At 66.3% G+C, this 18778-nt stretch carries 18 protein-coding genes; 12 read left to right on the top strand and 6 right to left on the bottom strand.

Going from position 1 to position 18778, the window contains the following annotated elements:
* Positions 1 to 9: 9 nt before the first annotated feature.
* The 5 genes from ptsN to yjgA all read left to right on the top strand — a co-directional run bounded on the left by ptsN (position 10) and on the right by yjgA (position 3585).
* Positions 10 to 468, top strand: coding sequence for a PTS IIA-like nitrogen regulatory protein PtsN (ptsN, locus tag ACNKU3_RS20455; protein WP_418261432.1), 459 nt, complete (start codon positions 10 to 12; stop codon positions 466 to 468).
* Between the two features lie 2 nt (positions 469 to 470).
* Complete coding sequence (gene rapZ / locus ACNKU3_RS20450; RefSeq protein ID WP_418261431.1) at positions 471 to 1328, top strand: RNase adapter RapZ; 858 nt, start codon at positions 471 to 473, stop codon at positions 1326 to 1328.
* Entirely contained in the window at positions 1325 to 1594 is a 270-nt protein-coding gene (locus tag ACNKU3_RS20445) for an HPr family phosphocarrier protein (protein ID WP_418261430.1), read from the top strand. Before rapZ ends, ACNKU3_RS20445 begins: the two co-directional genes overlap by 4 nt.
* A gap of 112 nt (positions 1595 to 1706) precedes the next feature.
* On the top strand, positions 1707 to 3059 hold the full coding sequence (mgtE, locus tag ACNKU3_RS20440) for a magnesium transporter (RefSeq protein ID WP_418261429.1): 1353 nt from the start codon (positions 1707 to 1709) through the stop codon (positions 3057 to 3059).
* Positions 3052 to 3585 (top strand): ribosome biogenesis factor YjgA, encoded by a 534-nt coding sequence (gene yjgA / locus ACNKU3_RS20435; protein ID WP_418261428.1) that lies wholly within the window; start codon positions 3052 to 3054, stop codon positions 3583 to 3585. The genes mgtE and yjgA overlap by 8 nt, the downstream gene beginning before the upstream one ends.
* Here yjgA and ACNKU3_RS20430 read toward each other — a convergent pair.
* The 6 genes from ACNKU3_RS20430 to ACNKU3_RS20405 are packed head-to-tail and all read right to left on the bottom strand — an operon-like array spanning position 3570 to position 12032.
* Positions 3570 to 7571 carry a YhdP family protein gene (locus tag ACNKU3_RS20430; protein ID WP_418261427.1) on the bottom strand — a complete coding sequence of 1334 codons (4002 nt, stop codon included), beginning with the start codon at positions 7569 to 7571 and terminating at the stop codon, positions 3570 to 3572. The two genes, yjgA and ACNKU3_RS20430, sit on opposite strands and share 16 nt — an antisense overlap.
* Positions 7572 to 9035, bottom strand: a complete 1464-nt coding sequence (gene rng, locus ACNKU3_RS20425) for a ribonuclease G (protein ID WP_418261426.1) — start codon at positions 9033 to 9035, stop codon at positions 7572 to 7574.
* Positions 9028 to 9621, bottom strand: coding sequence for a Maf family protein (locus ACNKU3_RS20420; RefSeq protein WP_418261425.1), 594 nt, complete (start codon positions 9619 to 9621; stop codon positions 9028 to 9030). Before ACNKU3_RS20420 ends, rng begins: the two co-directional genes overlap by 8 nt.
* Positions 9622 to 10113, bottom strand: coding sequence for a rod shape-determining protein MreD (gene mreD / locus ACNKU3_RS20415; RefSeq protein WP_418261424.1), 492 nt, complete (start codon positions 10111 to 10113; stop codon positions 9622 to 9624).
* Positions 10114 to 10116: 3 nt separating this feature from the next.
* On the bottom strand, positions 10117 to 10953 hold the full coding sequence (gene mreC, locus ACNKU3_RS20410) for a rod shape-determining protein MreC (protein WP_418261449.1): 837 nt from the start codon (positions 10951 to 10953) through the stop codon (positions 10117 to 10119).
* A gap of 41 nt (positions 10954 to 10994) precedes the next feature.
* Positions 10995 to 12032, bottom strand: coding sequence for a rod shape-determining protein (locus ACNKU3_RS20405; protein WP_418261423.1), 1038 nt, complete (start codon positions 12030 to 12032; stop codon positions 10995 to 10997).
* Positions 12033 to 12268: 236 nt separating this feature from the next.
* Here ACNKU3_RS20405 and gatC point away from each other — a divergent pair, with 236 nt between their 5' ends.
* The 7 genes from gatC (at position 12269) to dapE (ending at position 18480) form a co-directional block, all read left to right on the top strand.
* Positions 12269 to 12556 carry an Asp-tRNA(Asn)/Glu-tRNA(Gln) amidotransferase subunit GatC gene (gatC, locus tag ACNKU3_RS20400; RefSeq protein WP_418261422.1) on the top strand — a complete coding sequence of 96 codons (288 nt, stop codon included), beginning with the start codon at positions 12269 to 12271 and terminating at the stop codon, positions 12554 to 12556.
* Between the two features lie 27 nt (positions 12557 to 12583).
* Entirely contained in the window at positions 12584 to 14041 is a 1458-nt protein-coding gene (gene gatA / locus ACNKU3_RS20395) for an Asp-tRNA(Asn)/Glu-tRNA(Gln) amidotransferase subunit GatA (RefSeq protein ID WP_418261421.1), read from the top strand.
* Positions 14041 to 15483 carry an Asp-tRNA(Asn)/Glu-tRNA(Gln) amidotransferase subunit GatB gene (gatB, locus tag ACNKU3_RS20390; protein ID WP_418261420.1) on the top strand — a complete coding sequence of 481 codons (1443 nt, stop codon included), beginning with the start codon at positions 14041 to 14043 and terminating at the stop codon, positions 15481 to 15483. Before gatA ends, gatB begins: the two co-directional genes overlap by 1 nt.
* Before the next feature lie 51 nt (positions 15484 to 15534).
* Entirely contained in the window at positions 15535 to 15825 is a 291-nt protein-coding gene (locus ACNKU3_RS20385) for a PA4642 family protein (protein WP_418261419.1), read from the top strand.
* A gap of 77 nt (positions 15826 to 15902) precedes the next feature.
* Complete coding sequence (locus ACNKU3_RS20380; RefSeq protein WP_418261418.1) at positions 15903 to 16259, top strand: ArsC family reductase; 357 nt, start codon at positions 15903 to 15905, stop codon at positions 16257 to 16259.
* Positions 16260 to 16309: 50 nt separating this feature from the next.
* Complete coding sequence (gene dapD, locus ACNKU3_RS20375) at positions 16310 to 17329, top strand: 2,3,4,5-tetrahydropyridine-2,6-dicarboxylate N-succinyltransferase (RefSeq protein WP_418261417.1); 1020 nt, start codon at positions 16310 to 16312, stop codon at positions 17327 to 17329.
* An 11-nt stretch (positions 17330 to 17340) separates the two neighbouring features.
* Positions 17341 to 18480 carry a succinyl-diaminopimelate desuccinylase gene (gene dapE / locus ACNKU3_RS20370; protein WP_418261416.1) on the top strand — a complete coding sequence of 380 codons (1140 nt, stop codon included), beginning with the start codon at positions 17341 to 17343 and terminating at the stop codon, positions 18478 to 18480.
* The last annotated feature ends 298 nt before the right edge of the window (positions 18481 to 18778 follow it).

The following is an 18778-nucleotide window of genomic DNA, read 5'->3' as shown; positions in this document are numbered from 1 at the left end:
TTCCACCCCATGCAATCACTAGCCGATCTGCTGACCCCGGAGCGCACCGCGAGCCGCGTTCCGGGGCTCAGTAAAAAAAGACTTTTTGAATCCCTCGCACGCATCATCAGCAATGACCTGCCCGGCATCTCCTACGACGCGGTATTCAGCAACCTCATCGCGCGCGAGAAGCTGGGCAGCACCGGACTGGGCCAGGGCATCGCCATTCCCCACTGCCGCATGCCCGGCTGCGAGGGGCCGGTGGGCGCCCTCCTCACCCTTGCCGAACCGATCGAATTCGACGCCCCGGACAACCAGCCGGTGGACCTCGTCTTTGCGCTGCTGGTTCCCGAGGGCGAGGAACAGCGCCACCTGAACACCCTGGCAGGAATCGCCCGCCAGTTCAGCCAGGCGGACTACTGCGCGCGCCTGCGCGCCGCGGAAAACGACGAAGCGCTGTTCGCCGTCGCGGAAGCCGGAGTGCAGTAACCATGCACCTGATCATCATCAGCGGCCGTTCCGGGGCGGGGAAAAGTACCGCCCTTCACCAGCTGGAAGATGAGGGTTACTACTGCATCGACAACCTGCCCGTGTCGCTGCTGCCCGCACTGGTGGAAGAGACCCGGCGCGAGGACTTTGCCCACTTCAAGGGCACCGCGGTCTGCATCGACGCCCGCAACGCCTGGAAGGACCTGGCGGATTTCGCCCGGGTCCGCGACTCGCTGCCCGCCGAGGTGCGCTGCGAAATCCTGCTGCTCGAAGCCCAGGATGCAGAGCTGATCAAACGCTTTTCCGAGACCCGGCGGCGCCACCCGCTGTCCTCGAACGACACACCGCTGGCCGAGGCCATCGACCTGGAGCGCGCGCTGCTGGCGCCGATCGCCGCGGATGCGGCGTTGATTCTCGACACCAGCCAGATGACCATCCACGAACTGCGCGACGCCATCCGCCAGCGGCTGCTGGGCTCTGCCTCCGGCAGCATGTCGATCACCTTCCAGTCCTTCGGTTTCAAGCGCGGCGTGCCCAGCGATGCAGACCTGGTGTTCGACGTGCGCATGCTGCCCAACCCGCACTGGGTGAAAGAGCTGCGCCAGCTGACCGGGCTCGACCAGGCGGTGCGCGACTTCCTGCAGGACCAGCCGATGACCGATGAACTGCACGCGGATATCCGCCAGTTTCTCGACCGCTGGCTGCCGCGTTACTGCGACAGCAACCGCAGCTACATGACTGTCGCCATCGGTTGTACCGGTGGTCAACATCGGTCAGTATATCTCGCCGACAGGCTGTACCAGCACTATCGGCAGCAGTTCCCCGAAGTACATCTCCGGCACAGGGAATTACAGCAGTGATTGAGACCCAGGTCACCATCATCAACAAACTGGGCCTGCACGCCCGCGCGGCGGCAAAATTTGTCGGCTGCAGTTCAGCTTTTTCCAGCCGCATCATGGCCGGCCGCGACGGCGAAATGGTCGATGCCAAAAGCATCATGTCGGTGATGATGCTGGCGGCGGCCAAGGGTACCGTACTCGACCTGCATATCGATGGCGCCGACGAGGAGGCCGCACACGCGGCCATCGTGGCACTGATCGAAAACCGTTTCGGCGAGGCCGAATAAGCCGGCACCTGCGCGGCAGCGTAACTAATTGCGTTGTTGCCCCCGCCGCTATCTCGCATAATCCTGTCCCGTAAGCGCTCGCCGGCCACTCAAGGACACGGGAATTCCTCGCATGCCCCCCAATCCGCAGACATCGCAGGATACGCTCGACAAGCTGACGAACGCGCTTGAAAGCGGCGCCTTTGTCCACGGCCGGCGCATGCTGAACGGTTTGTCCCCGGCGGAAATCGCCCACCTCCTTGAATCCTCGCCACCGAAATTCCGCGATGTCCTGTGGAAGATGGTCGACGTGGAACTCGAGGGCGAGGTCATCGGCGAACTCTCCTACGACCTGCAGGCGCACTTCCTCTCGCGCATGGATGCCGCCGAAGTCGCCACCATTACCGAGGGCCTCGCCGACGACGACCTGGCGGACATCCTGCAACAGCTGCCGGACGCGATCACCCGGGAAGTGCTCGATGCGATGGACCACCAGGACCGGGCGCGCCTTGAACAGGTCCTGAACTACCCGGACGACGTCGCCGGCGGCCTGATGAGCACGGACACCATCACCATCCGCGCCCGCCTCACCCTCGACGTGGTACTGCGCTACCTGCGCCGCCACACCGAAATCCCGCGGATGACCGACAACCTGATCGTGGTCAATCGCTCCGACCAGTTCATCGGGCTGCTGCCCCTGCACACCCTGCTGGTCGCCGACCCTTCCGCCACGGTGCGGGAAATGATGGTCACCGATGTCGACCCCATCCCGGTGGACATGCCCGACGCCGAAGTGGCGCGCCTGTTCGAGCGCAACGACTGGGTCTCGGCCCCGGTGGTGGACAGGAACGGTAAACTGCTCGGGCGGATCACCATTGACGACGTGGTCGACGTTATCCGCGAGGACGCGGACCACTCCTTCATGTCGATGGCCGGCCTCGACGAAGACGAGGACACCTTCGCCCCGATCCTGAAAGCCGCCCCCAGGCGGACGGTCTGGTTGGGCATCAACCTGGTTACCGCGTTCATCGCCGCGGGCACCATCAACCTCTTCGAGGACACCATCCAGAAAGTGGTGGCGCTGGCGGTGCTGATGCCCATCGTCGCCTCGATGGGCGGCATTGCCGGCACCCAGACCCTCACGGTGCTGGTGCGCGGCATCGCCATCGGCCAGGTGGGCAGGAACAACCAGGCCTGGCTGCTCAACCGCGAACTGGTGATCGGCCTGCTCAACGGGCTGTTGTGGGCCAGCGTGGTCGCGGTCGCCGCCTCCCTGTGGTTCCAGGACTGGACCATCGGCGCTATCATCGCCGCCGCCCTGGTCATCAACCTGCTGATGGCGGCGTTTGCCGGGGCGGCCCTGCCACTGCTGCTGACCCGGGTGAAAATTGACCCCGCGCTGGCTGGCGGCGTACTGTTGACCACGGTCACCGATGTGGTGGGATTCCTTTCATTCCTGGGCCTGGCGACACTGGTATATGGCTGATTACGAAGAATACGAAGACGACGACGATTTCGAACTGGGTCCGAGCAAGACCCAGCGCAAGAAGGAAATGCACGCGCTGCAGGCGCTGGGGGAACAGCTCGCCAGCCTCAGTGAAAAGCAGCTGGAACAGATCCCCGTCGACGACGAACGCCTGCTCAGGGCGATTCGTGAAACCCGCAATATCAAGAGCAACAACGCGCTGCGCCGCCACCGGCAGTATATCGGCAAGCTGATGCGCGATATCGACCCGGCGCCGATCGAGGCCGCTCTCGAACAGTTGTTCCGCCCTTCGCGGGAGGCCAACGCGCGTTTTCACCGGCTGGAACAGTTGCGCGACGACGTGCTCGGCGCCGGCGACCAGGGCGTGGCAAAGGTGCTGGCGCAGTATCCCGACGCAGACCGCCAGCAACTGCGCCACCTGCTCCTGCAACACCGGCGCGAACGCGAGCGCGACCAGCCGCCGGCCGCCGCCCGCAAGCTGTTCCGCTACCTGCGCGAACTGGACGAGGCTCAGGGCGAAGGCTGATTGGGGTCCTCGGGCGAGGGGGCAGCTCCCGGATCGGGGGGCGTGATACCGGCCTCCCACTTGTCCGCTGCGCGCAGCTCATCGTCGAAGATCCGGTCGAAGGTCAGCTCCGGATCGTTCCAGGTGCCCTCGATCCGGTAGACCCCGCTGGACAGGCGGTTGACCTGTTTCTCGAACACCTTGCTCACCACGAACACGCCCGCGGCCACCGGCAGCCCGCCGGCCAGCGCCGCCACCCAGGGCAGGTTGCTGGCCACCGGCAGGGTCGCCACCAGCTCGCCGTCGAGACTGCGGCTGGCGACATCGGAAACGCCGCTCATGGCGAATGCGCTGGAACTGCCGAGGACATTGAGACTGGCGAGTTCGATCGTCCCCGGATGGAAGAAGACCTGCCCGTCCATACTGTCGAAGGCGATGCCCGACTCGAACACGTGGGACAGGCTCAGGCGCTGCACCACCCCGGCGAGGTTGAGAATCTCCACCACCTTGAGCGCACCGCTGCCCGACGGCGTCTGCAGGAAACGCCCGTCCTCGCTGTGGATGCCCAGAGACCCCTCCAGGGTAGCCAGGCTGAAGTCCTGGGGTTCGCCGCGCCAGTCGAGGGCCAGGTCCAGGGTCCCGCGCCCGGTCTCCAGGAAACGCGCGTAGCCCAGGGTGTTCAGCGTATCGCCAAAGTCCTGGAAATCGAGCAGTGCCGACAGGCGGGTGCCCGAACCGCGCTCGAATACCAGCGACGCCGCGCGCTGGGGCGAGAACGTCAGCCCCGCGATTTCGCCGTCTATGGCGCTGGCGCGGTAGCTGCCGTTCTCTCCCTGAAGCCGAAACCGCAGCTGGCCCAGTTCCCGCTGTTTCCACAGCAATCGCCCTACCGTGACGTCGGTGGCCGCGAGGTCCGGCAGCTGCGCCCCGTCTTCGCCTTGCGCTTGCGGCTGGGCCGGGTCAGCGTCCGCCGCGGGCCGGGGCAGTCGGCCGGGGTCGATCATGCCGATGTCCAGGGTGGCGACCTGCCCCGGGCGCGAACTGTAGTTCCCCTCCAGCCAGTCCGTCGCAAAGTCCACCGCCAGCGCGTCCCCGGCCGCCGCCAGGCGCAGGTCGACATCGCGGAATTCATTGCCCCAGAGCGCCAGCCGACCCACCTGGAGGTCGCTGATTTGCAGCGCCAGCCGGGCGGGAGCGGCTCCCGCGGACAGGGCGGCAGGCCCGCCACTGGCGCCGCTTGCCGGCGCTGTCGTCGGCCCCAGGTAACGCTCGGTAAAATCCTGCCATTCGCGGACATCCAGCATGGGCGCCACACCCGCGACCGTGACCGTGTCGGCCACCAGTGCCGGCGGCAACTGGTTGACACCCACCGCGTAGGCCTGCTGGTCCAACCCCAGGTGCAATGACAATGAGTCCCGCAAGCCCAGCTCGAGCACCCGCTGCGCACCCTCGAGGGGCAATTTCAGGGCGAGTGGCGCCGCCTCCGGTTCGATCTTCGACCAGGGCGCGGGCAGGTCCAGCGCCGCCCCCTCGAGGGTGGAGGCGAGGTACAGCACCGGCGGCTGGCCGGAGCGCAGGGCCACCCGCGCGGTAACCTCAGTCTCGCCCGACAGCACCTGCAACACATTGAGATTGAGCCATTGCTGGACGGCCTGCGCGCTTACCCGCCCGGAAAAGTCGACGTCGATCGCGCCCCGGTCCGCAGTCGTTGCGGGGGCTGCAGCGGAAGGTGGAGCGGCGGTATCCGCAGCCCTGCCATCGCCCTCCCCGGCTGCGGCCACCTGGCTCACCGAGATGGTTACCGGCTGCTGCCACAACTCGGCGCCGAGATCCTGGGAACGGAAACCCCGGGCGCTGTCATACAGCAGGCTGCCGCCGAGGTTTTCCAGCTGCAGGTTGCCCGGCTCGATATTGACCCGGGTCTGCGCCAGGGTCGCCTTGAGATCGACCAGCGGGGCCTGCTGCGGATGCGCGAGATTCAGGCCCAGCCGCAGGTCGATGGCCAGGGAGCCATCGGCGCGCCACTGGTGAAACGCGTTACCGGTCATGGCCGAAAGCGGCGATTCGCGAATCGTGGCCATGCCGTCTTTCGCCGCGCCCTGCAGCGACGCATCGACGGTCAGTTGCAACTCGCCCGCCGGGTCGGTCCAGGTTTCCGCCGAGAGGTGGCTGAACGCGGCGTCGTAGAGGCGGGCCTGGTCGGCCCAGACACTCACCCGGGTATCATCAACCAGCAGGGTTCCCTCGAGGTCCTGCAACATCGGCCAGTCCGGCTGGAAGCGCAAACCGGTCTCGTCGATGCTGGCCATGACCTGGATTGTGCGCAGGGGCTCGGCGTCCCGCCGCAGGCTGCCGCGCCAGATGAAGCCGGCCTGGTTGAGGCGGCCGCCGACCAGCGCGTCGGACAGCCAATGGCGCAGTCCCTCGTCGAGCACCACGGGAAGGTACTTGTCACGGAAACGGGGATCGCTGTCCCGCAGGCCTGCGATCAGTTCCATCTCCACCCCCGCCGCCGTTTCATGCAGGGGGATCGCCAGGCTGAACAGCGCCCGGACATCGCCCTCCTCGCCGACGGCGGTAACCGGACCACTGCGCAGGCGCACTTCCTCGCTGTCCCAGTCGATATCGATGCGCGCCCGGGCACTGTGGTAGTCCAGCGGATGCGGATACACGGTGGGGAATATCAGGCTGAAGTCGCGGCTGTCCAGCGCCACACTGCTGGCATCGGCGTCCAGGGTGAAATAGGCCCGGGCATTGCGGGTGCCGGGCGCGCCATGCCAGGAATCCAGGGCCAGTTCACTGACATTGCCCTCGGCGCGCCAGTCCCTGGCCCAGCGTTCACCCGTGGGGCCCTGAATCTGCAGGGTCTGCAGGTGACCGCGCGGCGCCAGCGTGGTGAGCACTTCCGACCAGGGTGCCGGGAACGTGGCGCCCGCCAGCACCGCGTACAGCGGCTGCATGTCGAAACCGCCACTGCGCAGGGTCCACGCCTGCTTGCCAGTGGTGAGTTGCAGGCGCGGCAGCGCGGCCACCTGCCCGTTGTGGGCCAGCTCGCCGTCCTGCAGGAAAAGTTTCAGCCCCTCGCCGTCGCCCTGCACATGGGCCTTGAAGGCCAGCGTGTCCAGCGGCACGCTCCAGTCCGTGTTCCTGCCGTACAGGGCCAGCCCACTGCCGGCAACAGCGAGATCGACCGCGGCCTCGCCAGAGTCCCAGTCGAGCCACGCCTGGGTGTGCAACTCGCCGGCAAAACCGGCGGCGGGCGGGCTGGCAAACGCCGTCAGCATCGAATCCAGCCGGGCAACATCCAGCACCGCGTAGGCGCTGCCGACGAAGGACGCCGGGCGGAAAGGGTCGCCGAGACCGTCGCCGCTCAGCGTCAGCCGGGTCCCGGCGCTGGAGAACAGGCTCGCCTCGAGATGGCGCTGGCTGCCCGCCCGGCTGAGCAGCACGTCGAGGGTGAGCTGCCGCTGTTCGCCATTGGCGAAATGCAGCTGGACGGTGTTGTCGCGCAGGCGCAGGGTTTCGAGATTGAGGAGGAATTCCCGCAACCAGTCGCCGATCTCCCCGCGACTGTTGGTAAACCCGGGGACCACCAGACGCCCGTCGGCGGTCACCTCGACCTGCAGGTCGAGCGCTTCCAGTTGCAGGGAGGTGAATTGCAGGCTGCGGGAGCCCAGCGAATCGAGCACATCCACCCCGATGCGCCCGCCGATCAGGTTGAGGGGCTTGCCGCCGCCCGGCAGGGTGATCTCGAGGTCGTGAAGGGCGATTTCCGGGGTGAACGAGTGCCAGGTCCCCTGGATGCTGGCGGCGTCGACGTGGAAGGGCAAGTGACGGTTGATTTCCGCCAGCACCTCATCCTGCCAGGCGGACAGGCTGTTGCTCAGCAACCGGCCCAGACTGACATACACCGCGAACACCACCAGTACCGCAACGGCGAGCGTCCACAGCAAACTGCTCAATCTGTGAAAAATGGATGATTGCAAGGCCAGGCCTCGTTCGCTCATTCAGATCAGCACGATATCGAAGTGTTCCGGGTGGTTTTCCGGTTCCACCCGCAGGCTGATGGTCTTGCCAGTGTACTCCTCGAGGTCGGCCAGGTGGGCGGATTCCTCATCCAGCAGGCGGTCGATCACGGCCTGCGCAGCAAGTACCAGCAACTGGTCGTTATCATAGGCCCGGGCGTCGCGCATGATCTCGCGAAATATCTCGGAACAGACAGTTTCCGCAGTTTTCAGCACGCCGCGCCCCTCGCACACCGGGCACTGCTCGCACAGCTGCTGGCTGAGGCTCTCCCGGGTGCGCTCGCGGGTCATCTCGATCAGGCCGAGCTCGGACACCCCGGTAATGCGGTTGTGGGCGGGGTCGCCAGCCATGGCTTTTTCCAGCGCCCGCTGTACCTGCCGGCGGTGCTCCTCGTCCTGCATATCGATGAAATCGACGATGATGATGCCGCCGAGGTTGCGCAGGCGCAGTTGCCGGGCCAGCACGCTGGCCGCCTCGAGGTTGGTCTTGAAGATGGTTTCCTCGAGATTGCGGCGACCGACGTAGGAGCCGGTGTTGACGTCGATGGTGGTCATCGCCTCGGTCTGGTCGATGACCAGGTAGCCTCCAGACTTCAATTCGACCTTGCGCGACAGCGCCCGCTGGATGTCCAGCTCGATACCGTGCAGGTCAAACAGCGGCCGTCCGTCCGGGTACAGCTCCAGCAGGCCGGAGACTTCCGGCATGTATTCGCCGCAGAACTCCTGCAGGGCGGTGAAGGTCTCCCGGCTGTCCACGAGGATACGCCCCACCCCTGGCCTCGCCATGTCGCGCACCGTGCGCAGGTGCAGGGGCAGTTCGGTATAGACGAGCTCCGGTTTGCGCGCCGCCGCGGCGCGCCGTGAAACGGCCGCCCACAGGCGCTTGAGATAGCGCAGGTCGGCGCGCAGTTCCTCCAGGCCGCAGCCCTCGGCGGCGGTGCGCAGGATATAGCCGGCCGGTTGCGGCATCTCCTCGAGCGCGCAGGCCTCGGCGATCAGGGCCTGCAGGCGCTCGCGCTCGGCGCTGTCGCCAATGCGTTGGGATACCCCGATGTGGTTGCCGCCGGGCATGAATACCAGGTAGCGGGAGGAGACGGAAAGCTCGGTGGTGAGCCGGGCGCCCTTGCCGCCGAAGGGTTCCTTGGTCACCTGGACCACGAGTTTCTGGCCTTCGTGCAGGTAGTCGCGAATACCCTTGCGATTGCGCCCGTCGGCGGCGTGCTGGGCCAGGGCCGAGACGTGGATGAAGCTGGTGCGCTCGGCACCGGTGTCGACAAAGGCCGCCTGCATGCCGGGCAGGACCCGCACCACCTTGCCGGCGTAGATATTGCCGACCACGCCGCGGCTGGCGCTGCGTTCGACCAGCACCTCCTGGGTGGCGCCGTTGTCAATCAACGCGACGCGGGTTTCCATCGGCGTCATGTTGACCAGGATTTCGTCAGTCACTTGCGGGCTCCAGCGCAGTCGCAATACCGAGGTCTGCCAGCATATCCCAGGTCTCGGCCAGCGGCAGGCCGACCACGTTGCTGTAGCTGCCCTCGATAGTGGTGACGAAGGCGCCGGCAAGGCCCTGGATGGCGTACCCGCCAGCCTTGTCCCAGGGCTCGTCGGTCGCGAGGTAGGCCTTGCAAGTGGCGTAGTCGAGGGTGCGGAATGTGACCCGGGTCTCGACCACGATAACCTGCCCCTCACCGCCGGGGGGGACCAGGCAGCAGCCGGTCATTACGGTATGGCTGCGCCCGGACAGGCGCGCCAGCATGCCCAGTGCCTCGCTCGGGCTGCCGGGTTTGCCGAGGATGTCCTCGTCCAGTACCACGGCGGTGTCCGCGGCCAGCACCGCGACGTTTTCGCCGGCGTGGCGCGCCGCGACGGCGGCGGCTTTTTCCTGCGCCAGGCGCTGCACGTAGTCGGCGGGCTTTTCACCGCCCAGGCGCTGCTCGTCGATATCGGCGGCGTCGACGGAGAATTCGACGCCCAGCTGCCGCAGCAGGTCGCTCCGGCGCGGGGACGCGGAGGCCAGGATCAGTTGCATTCAGGTCACCCGGAAACTGCGCCGCACCCGGCGCAGGACATGGAAGATCAGCGGCCAGATCAGCGCGCTGGCCACCGCGGGCAACAGGAAGATCAGCGACTGCGAAGCGTGCAGGCCCTCCAGTTTCTGCAGCCACTGGCTGACCATCTGGCTGATACTGACCAGCACGAACACCACCGCGGACTGCTGCCACAGGTTGTAGACCCGCACACGCTGGTAGAGCAGCAGTACCAGCACCGAGACCACCACCAGCGATGCGGCATTCTGGCCGAGTACCGCGCCCTCCAGCACATCCAGCAGGACGCCGAGGCACAGCGCAGTCACCAGGCCCACCCGGTGGGGCAGCGCCATGCTCCAGTAGATCATGACCAGCGCCACCCACTCCGGGCGCAGGAGCAGCAGCGAGCGCGGCAGCGGCGCGATCGCCAGCACCAGCGCGCCGAAGAAACAGGCCAGGATTACCCAGTAAGCGTGTGCGCCGCGGTCTTCCAACGCTCAGTCAGCCTGCCCCGGCTGGGGCGTGAACACCAGCAGCACGTGGCGGCTGCGGTCGAGGGCGGCGCTGGGGGTGGCATAGATGGTGGAAAAGGCCTTGCCCGGATCCCGGCGCACCTGCTTGACGACGGCGACCGGGTAGCCGGCGGGGAAGCGACCGCCCAGCCCGGAGGTGACCAGCAGGTCGCCTTCGCGGATATCCGTTGTGGCGGAAACGTGGAGGATTTCCAGCTGGGAGAGGCTGCCGGTGCCCTCCGCGATGGCGCGTACGCCGTTGCGGTTGACCTGCACCGGAATCGAATGGGTGGCATCGGTGATCAGCAGCACCCGGGACAGGTTGGGGCTGACCTCGACGATCTGGCCCAGCAGGCCATCCGCGTCGAGCAGTGCCTGGCCGAGGAACACGCCGTCATCGCTGCCCTTGTTGAGGATCAGCTGGTGGCGCTCCGGATCTGGCGACACGCCAATCAGTTCCGCCACCTGGACATCGTCGCGCAGGATCGCCGAGGAATTGAGCAGGGCTCGCAGGCGCACATTTTCCGCCTGCAGGGAAGCCATCTGCTGGGAGCGCCCCTGCAGAATCAGGTTTTCCTGGCGCAGGCGGGCGTTGTCTTCCTGCAGCTGGGCGCGGTTGACCAGCTGTGACTTGCCCCACTGCAGGGCCTGCACCGGGGCGTTCGCGACCCGGTAAACCGGGGTCTCGATCACCTCCAGCAGGGAGCGTAGACCGCGCAGGGCATTGAATTGCCGGTCGGCAATGATCAGGACGAGCAGAACGAGGAGCACCACGCCCAGGCGCAGGCCCAGGGTCGACTCCTTGACGAATAGAGGCTTGATGTCGTCTCCTCAGCGGTCGCGCAGGGAAGTGACAAGTTTACTTATTCAGTGGACAGCAGGTCTATGGTGCGCCGGTCCATCATTTCCAGTGCCCGGCCACCCCCGCGCGCCACGCAGGTCAGAGGATCTTCCGCGACGATCACCGGCAGGCCGGTCTCCTCGGAGATCAGGCGATCCAGGTCGCGCAGCAGGGCGCCACCGCCGGTGAGGACAATACCGCTCTCGGCGATGTCGGCAGCCAGTTCCGGCGGCGACTGTTCCAGGGCGGACTTCACCGCCTGGACTATGGTGGTCAGGGGTTCCTGCAGGGACTCGAGGATCTCGTCGCTGTCCAGGGTGAAGCTCCGCGGCACGCCTTCGGCCAGGTTGCGGCCGCGCACGTCGATCTCGCGCAGTTCGCTGCCGCCGAAGGCGCAGCCGACTTCTATCTTGATCCGCTCCGCGGTGGCGTCGCCGATCAGGCTGCCGTAGCGGCGGCGGACATGGGCGACGATGGCCTCGTCGAAGCGGTCACCGCCGACCCGCACAGAGTCGCGGTAGACGATGCCGTTGAGGGAGATGATGGCAATTTCCGTGGTACCGCCGCCGATATCGACGACCATGCAACCGCTGGCCTCCTCGACATTGAGGCCCGCGCCGATAGCCGCGGCCATCGGTTCCTCGATCAGGCGCACTTCGCGGGCGCCGGCGTAGAGGGCGGATTCGCGAATCGCCCGGCGCTCGACCTGGGTGGACATGCAGGGGACACAGACCAGCACACGCGGGCTGGGGCGGATAAAGCGGGTTTCGTGAACCTTGGCGATAAAATGCTGGAGCATTTTCTCGGTCACCTGAAAATCGGCGATAACGCCGTCTTTCAGCGGCCGGATGGCGGTAATATTGCCCGGCGTACGGCCGAGCATGCGCTTGGCCTCCATGCCGACGGCTTCGATGGTTTTTTGCCCGTTATGGACACGGATGGCAACGACGGATGGCTCGTCAAGGACAATGCCCTTGTCGCGCACGTAAATCAGCGTGTTGGCGGTACCCAGATCTATGGAGAGATCATTGGAGAACACTCCACGCAATTTCTTCAGCATGAAAATTTGTACCTTAGTAACAACAATAGGGGGGCGGACCGGCCAGCCCTTTACGCTTCCCTACCAGTCTCGTCATAAAACGGTGAAAACTTCGCTGGAACACCGTGAATTCAGACCGATTTCCCGGTGCGAATGTTATTCGCGAAAGAGTATCAACGACAGGGTTTTTGGGCAAGGCGCAAATGTGTTAAGTTTAGCGCCCCGCCGCTATCCGGCGGCTCTACCCGGTTTTGAAAATGCCCATTGAGCAGGACGAAATAGAGAAAATTGCCGCCCTGGCGCGCATCCGCGTGGACACAGCCCAGGCCGCCGCGCTGGGCCAGCGCCTGACCGAGATTCTCGGCATGGTGGAACAGTTGCAGGCGGTGGACACCGCCGGCGTCGAACCGATGGCCCACCCGCTGGATGCCGTCGCGACGCTGCGCGCCGACGAAGTCACCGAATGCAACCGGCGCGACGCCTTCCAGGCCATCGCACCCGCCGTGGAAGACGGCCTCTACCTCGTCCCCAAAGTCATCGAATAGCCCCACCGGGCACAGCAGGATTCAACTATGCATGAGCTCACCATCGCCGAGATGGCCCGGGGGCTGCGTGAGAAGCGTTTTTCCAGTGTCGAGCTGACACAGGGCTTCCTCGATCGTATCGCCGCCCTCGACGGGCAGTACAACAGCTTTATCACGGTCTGCGCGGAACAGGCCCTGGCGGAGGCCGCGGCAGCCGATGCCGCGCTGGCGGCCGGTGACGCCGGCGCGCTGGCCGGTATCCCCATTGCCCACAAGGATATTTTCTGCACCGACGGCGTGCGCACCAGCTGCGCCTCGAAAATGCTCGACAATTTCGTGCCGCCCTACGACGCGACCGTGGTCACCCGCCTGAAACAGGCCGGCACGGTCATGCTGGGCAAGACCAACATGGACGAGTTCGCGATGGGCTCCTCCAATGAAACCAGTTTCTATGGCGCGGTGCGCAATCCCTGGGACCGCGAGCGGGTCCCCGGCGGCTCCTCCGGCGGCAGCGCCGCGGCCGTGGCCGCGCGCCTGGCCCCCGCCGCCACCGGCACCGACACCGGCGGTTCCATCCGCCAGCCCGCGGCCCTGTGCGGGATCACCGGCCTCAAGCCCACCTACGGACGGGTGTCCCGGCTGGGCATGATCGCCTTCGCCTCCAGCCTCGACCAGGGCGGCCCGATGGCGCGCAGCGCGCAGGACTGCGCGTTGTTGATGAACAGCATGGCCGGTTTCGACCCGCTGGACTCCACCTCCGCCCAGCGCGAGGTACCCGACTACAGCGCCGGTCTCGCGCAGTCGCTGGAGGGCCTGCGCATCGGCCTGCCGCGGGAATATTTTGGCGCCGGCCTCGACCCCGACACCGCGAAGGCCATCCATGCCGCCCTTGCCGAACTGGAGAAACTGGGCGCCACGCTGGTCGATATCTCCCTTGCCCACAGCGACCTCGCCATCCCCACCTACTACGTCATCGCCCCGGCCGAGGCCTCCACCAACCTCTCCCGCTACGACGGCGTGCGCTACGGCTACCGCTGCGAGGACCCGGCGGACCTGCTGGACCTCTACACCCGCAGCCGCGGTGAGGGTTTCGGCGACGAGGTCAACCGCCGCATCCTGGTGGGCACCTATGCATTGTCCGCCGGCTACTACGACGCCTATTACAAGAAGGCGCAGCAGGCCCGGCGCCTGATCAAGCAGGGTTTCGACGCCTGTTTCGAGCAGGTCGACGTGATTGCCGGCCCGACCACGCCCGGCCCGGCCTTCGGCCTCGGCGCCAAGAAGGACGACCCGGTGGCGATGTACCTCGAGGACGTCTACACCCTGGCGGTCAACCTCGCCGGCCTGCCGGCGATGTCCATTCCCGCCGGGCTGGCGGACAACTGCCCCGTCGGGCTGCAGCTGATCGGCCGCCACTTCGACGAGGCGCGCCTGCTCAACATCGCCCACCGCTTCCAGTCGGCCACCGACTGGCACCAGCTGACGCCCCCGGGAGGTGCCGCCTGATGCAATGGGAACCCGTCATCGGCCTCGAGGTGCACCTGCAGCTGGCCACCAAATCGAAGATTTTCTCCGGTTCTCCGACCACTTTCGGCGCCGCAGCCAACACCCAGGCCAGCGCGGTCGACCTCGCCATGCCCGGCATGCTGCCGGTGCTCAACGAGCAGGCGGTGCGTTTCGCGGTGATGTTCGGCCTCGGCATCGACGCCGAGATCGGCATGCGCTCGGTCTTCGACCGCAAGAACTACTTCTACCCGGACCTGCCCAAGGGCTACCAGATCAGCCAGTTCTCCGACCCGATCGTCGGCCGCGGCCATTTCGAGATCCAGCTGGAGGACGGCAGCACCCGGCAGATCGGCATCACCCGCGCCCACCTCGAGGAGGACGCCGGCAAGTCCCTGCACGAGGACTTCCACGGCATGAGCGGCATCGACCTGAACCGCGCCGGTACGCCGCTGCTGGAAATCGTCAGTGAACCCGATATTTACAGCGCAGAAGAGGCAGTGGCCTACCTCAAGGCCCTGCACTCGCTGGTCACCTACCTCGGCATCTCCGACGGCAACATGGCCGAGGGCTCGATGCGCTGCGATATCAACATCTCCCTGCGCCCGGCGGGCAGCGACACCCTGGGCACCCGCGCCGAGATCAAGAACGTCAACTCCTTCCGCTTCGTGGAAAAGGCCATCCACCACGAGATCGAGCGCCAGTCGGATATCCTCGACGACGGCGGCAAGGTGGTGCAGGAAACCCGCCTCTACGACGCCGAGCGCAATGAGACCCGCCCGATGCGCAGCAAGGAAGTGGCCAACGACTACCGCTACTTCCCGGAACCCGACCTGCTGCCGGTGGTCATCGACGAGGCCTACGTGAACGCGCTACGCGACAGCCTGCCGGAACTGCCCACCGCCAAGCGCAACCGCTTCGCCGAACAGTACGCGCTGTCCGCCTACGACGCCGGCGTGCTCGCCGCGGAGCGCCCGCTCGCCGACTACTATGAACAGGTGGTCGCCGCCTGCGGCGATGCCAAGATCGCCGCCAACTGGGTACAGGTGGAGCTGCTGGGCCAGCTCAACCGCAGCGACACCGCGCTGGCGGACTGCCCGGTCCCCGCGGACCGGCTCGGCGGCCTGATCGCCCGCATCCTCGACAACAGCATCTCCGGCAAGATCGCCAAGCAGGTGTTCGAGGCGATGTGGGCCGGTGAAGGCAGCGCCGATGAAATTATCGCCGCAAAGGGCCTGAAACAGGTATCCGACAGCGGCGAACTGGAAGCCATGGTGGACGAGGTAATCGCCGCCAACGGCGCCCAGGTGGACCAGTACCGCGCCGCCGACGAGGGCAAGCGCAAGAAACTGGTCGGCTTCTTCGTCGGCCAGATCATGAAAGCCAGCAAGGGCCAGGCGAACCCGCAGATGGTCAACGAACTGCTGGCGAAAAAACTGGGTTGAAGTAACGCCGGGCGCTGCGCGGCCGGCCATTTTGACAGGAGCCTTAGCAAGGTGAAAAAAGACAAGCAAAAGGTCATCGACGACGTCTGGACCGAGGACCACGTGCGCAGTTTCCTCGACGTACGCCCCCACGACGGCAGCGACGAGAACTTCTTCATGCTGCTGCGCGCCTACCAGAGCATGCGCGCGGAGGATTTCGAGCTGTTCATCGGCTTTTTCAGTGCGCAGAACCGCGACATCAACGCCCGCGGCAAGGACGGTCGCAGCGTACTGGAGATCGTCAGCGAACATGCCAAAGGGGGCGACTACGCCGCCATCCTGAAGGCCGCCGGCGCCGCCTGAGACAAAGCGTGCCGCTATATCCGCCCGGCCCGCTTTGCTATCCTAGGCGCCCCCTGTAACCGGCCACAGGAAAACCCGTGATTACGCTCTACGGCATCAAGAACTGCGACACCGTGCGCAAGGCCCGCAAGTGGCTCGACGAGCACAATGTGGACTACCAGTTCCACGACTTTCGCGAGGACGGCCTGGCGCGCGAGCGCGCGGCCAGCTGGCTGGACGCCCTGCCCTGGGACACCGTGGTCAACAAGCGCAGCACCTCGTGGAAGGCGCTGGCGCCGGCGCAGCGGGAAAGCATGGACAAGGCCGCCGCGCTGGAGGCCATCCTCGCACAGCCGACCCTGGTCAAGCGCCCCCTGCTCGACACCGGCCACGAACTGCACTGCGGGTTTTCCGCTGCGCAATACCAGAAAATTTTCGGACATCACACGCTCTAGGCGCCCTTCTATCGAGGGCACCTGAGCCGCAAGACACTACAGGTGAGAACATGACAGATTCGGCATTTGCCTTCGGCCTCGGCGTGGGCACCCAGAACAGCAAGGGCGAGTGGCTGGAAGTATTTTTCCCCCAGCCGCTGTTCGCACCGCCGCAGGCGCTGGTCAGCGCGCTCGGCGAGATCGACAACAACGCCGTCCTCGGCACCGAGCAACTGAAACACCTGCGCCAGGTGCTGGCCGAGGCCGGTGAAGACAAGCTCGCCGCCCTCGCCGGGCGCCTGCAGGATGCCGGACGCCCCGCGGTGGCAGTACTGCTGACCGAAGACCTGGCGCCCACCTGCGTGCCCGAGGGCTACCTCAAGCTGCACCTGATTTCCCACCGCCTGGTGAAGCCCCACGGCACCCGCCTCGACGGACTGTTCGGCGTGCTGCCCAACGTGGCCTGGACCAACGAGGGCGCCATCGACCTCGAGGAACTGGCCGAGCGCCAGCTCTCCGCCCGCCTGCGCGGCGCGGTACTGGAAGTCAGCTGCGTGGACAAGTTCCCCAAGATGACCAACTACGTGGTACCCGCCGGCGTGCGCATCGCCCACACCGCGCGGGTGCGCCTGGGCGCCTACCTCGGCGAGGGCACCACGGTCATGCACGAGGGCTTCATCAATTTCAATGCCGGCACCGACGGTCCCGGCATGATCGAGGGCCGCATCTCCGCGGGTGTCACCGTGGGTGAAGGCTCCGACCTCGGCGGCGGCTGCTCCACCATGGGCACCCTCTCCGGCGGCGGCAACATCGTGATCTCTGTCGGCAAGGAGTGCCTGATCGGCGCCAATGCCGGCATCGGCATCCCCCTGGGCGACCGCTGCACCGTGGAGGCCGGCCTGTTCGTCACCGCCGGCACCAAGGTCACCATGCTCGACGCCGAGGGCATGCCGGTGGAAACCGTCAAGGCCCGCGACGTCGCCGGCAAGGCCGACCTGCTGTTCCGCCGCAACTCCTCGACCGGCGCGGTGGAGTGCCTGACCAACCGTTCCGCCATCGAGCTGAACGCCGAACTGCACGCCCACAACTGAAGCTGGTCGCCGTGAACGCCACCTACGAACTGTGCTGCGAACTCATGCGCCGTCCCTCGGTCACCCCGGAGGACGGGGGTTGCCAGCAGCAGATGATGGCGCGCCTCGCCGCCATCGGTTTTGACTGCACGCCCCTGCGCTTCGGTGAGGTCGACAACTTCTGGGCGGTGCGCGGTAATAGCGGCCCCCTGCTGGTATTCGCCGGCCACACCGACGTGGTCCCGACCGGCCCCCAGAGCCAGTGGCGTACCCCGCCCTTCGAGCCGACCCTGGACGGCGACACCCTCTACGGCCGCGGCGCCGCGGACATGAAGGGCAGCCTGGCAGCCATGGTGGTGGCCTGTGAGGAGTTTGTCGCGGCGAACCCGGAGCACGACGGACGTATCGGCTTCCTGATCACCTCCGACGAGGAAGGCCCCGCGGTCAACGGCACCGTCCGGGTGATGGAGTGGCTGGCGGAACGCGACGAAAGCATCGACTGGTGCCTGGTCGGCGAACCCTCCAGCAGCGCGCACCTGGGCGATGTCATCAAGAACGGGCGCCGGGGCTCGCTCAACGCGACCCTGACCGTGAAAGGCCAGCAGGGGCATATCGCCTACCCCCACCTCGCCGACAACCCGATCCACCGGGCGGCCCCGGCCCTCGCCGCACTGGCCGCCGAGGTCTGGGACGAGGGCAACGAGTTCTTCCCGCCGACCTCGATGCAGGTCTCCAATATCAACGGCGGCACCGGCGCCACCAATATGATTCCGGGAGAGGTGGAAATCGTCTTCAACTTCCGCTTCTCCACCGAAGTCACCGACGCCGAACTGCGCCAACGCACCGAGGCCATCCTCGACGCCCACGAACTCAAGTACGCCATCGACTGGAGCCTCAGCGGCCAGCCCTTCCTCACCGCCAGCGGCGCGCTGGTGGAAGCGGCCCGCGAGAGTATCCGCGCGGAAACCGGGCTCGACACTGAACTGTCCACCGCCGGCGGCACTTCGGACGGGCGCTTTATCGCACCCTACGGTGTCCAGGTGGTCGAACTCGGGCCGGTCAACGCGACCATCCACAAGATCGACGAGTGCGTCCACGCGCCCGACCTGCCGCGATTGACGGCCATCTACCGCGGGATTCTGGAGCGGCTGCTGGGGGCTGTTTCCCCCTAGGTTGTGATTTCTGCCGTGGGGCGGGTTGGCGGCCTGGCGGCCGCTGCGTGGCCTGCGGGCGGGAAGGCTCTTTTACTCCATTCCGGGCGCTTGCGGCGCGTTAGCCTGTGGGTGCCCGGAATTGCCGCGGGGCTGCCGGGTGTTGAATTCGCTTGGAGGTTACATGCTACCTGGCTGCACGGTAGCTGGTGTGGTGGGCTGGCGCATCGCGGTGGTGAGGCGGTTCCGCTTGGGGATCGAGCTCGCACCGACGCCCTCCAAGTCCGTAAAAGAGCCTTCCCACCCACTGGCAACGCGG

The organism is Haliea sp. E17 (genome assembly GCF_048323675.1).
GTDB lineage: Bacteria > Pseudomonadota > Gammaproteobacteria > Pseudomonadales > Halieaceae > Mangrovimicrobium.
Note: the sequence above shows the minus strand (reverse complement) of the source record. Positions and strands in the feature narration are given on the sequence as shown.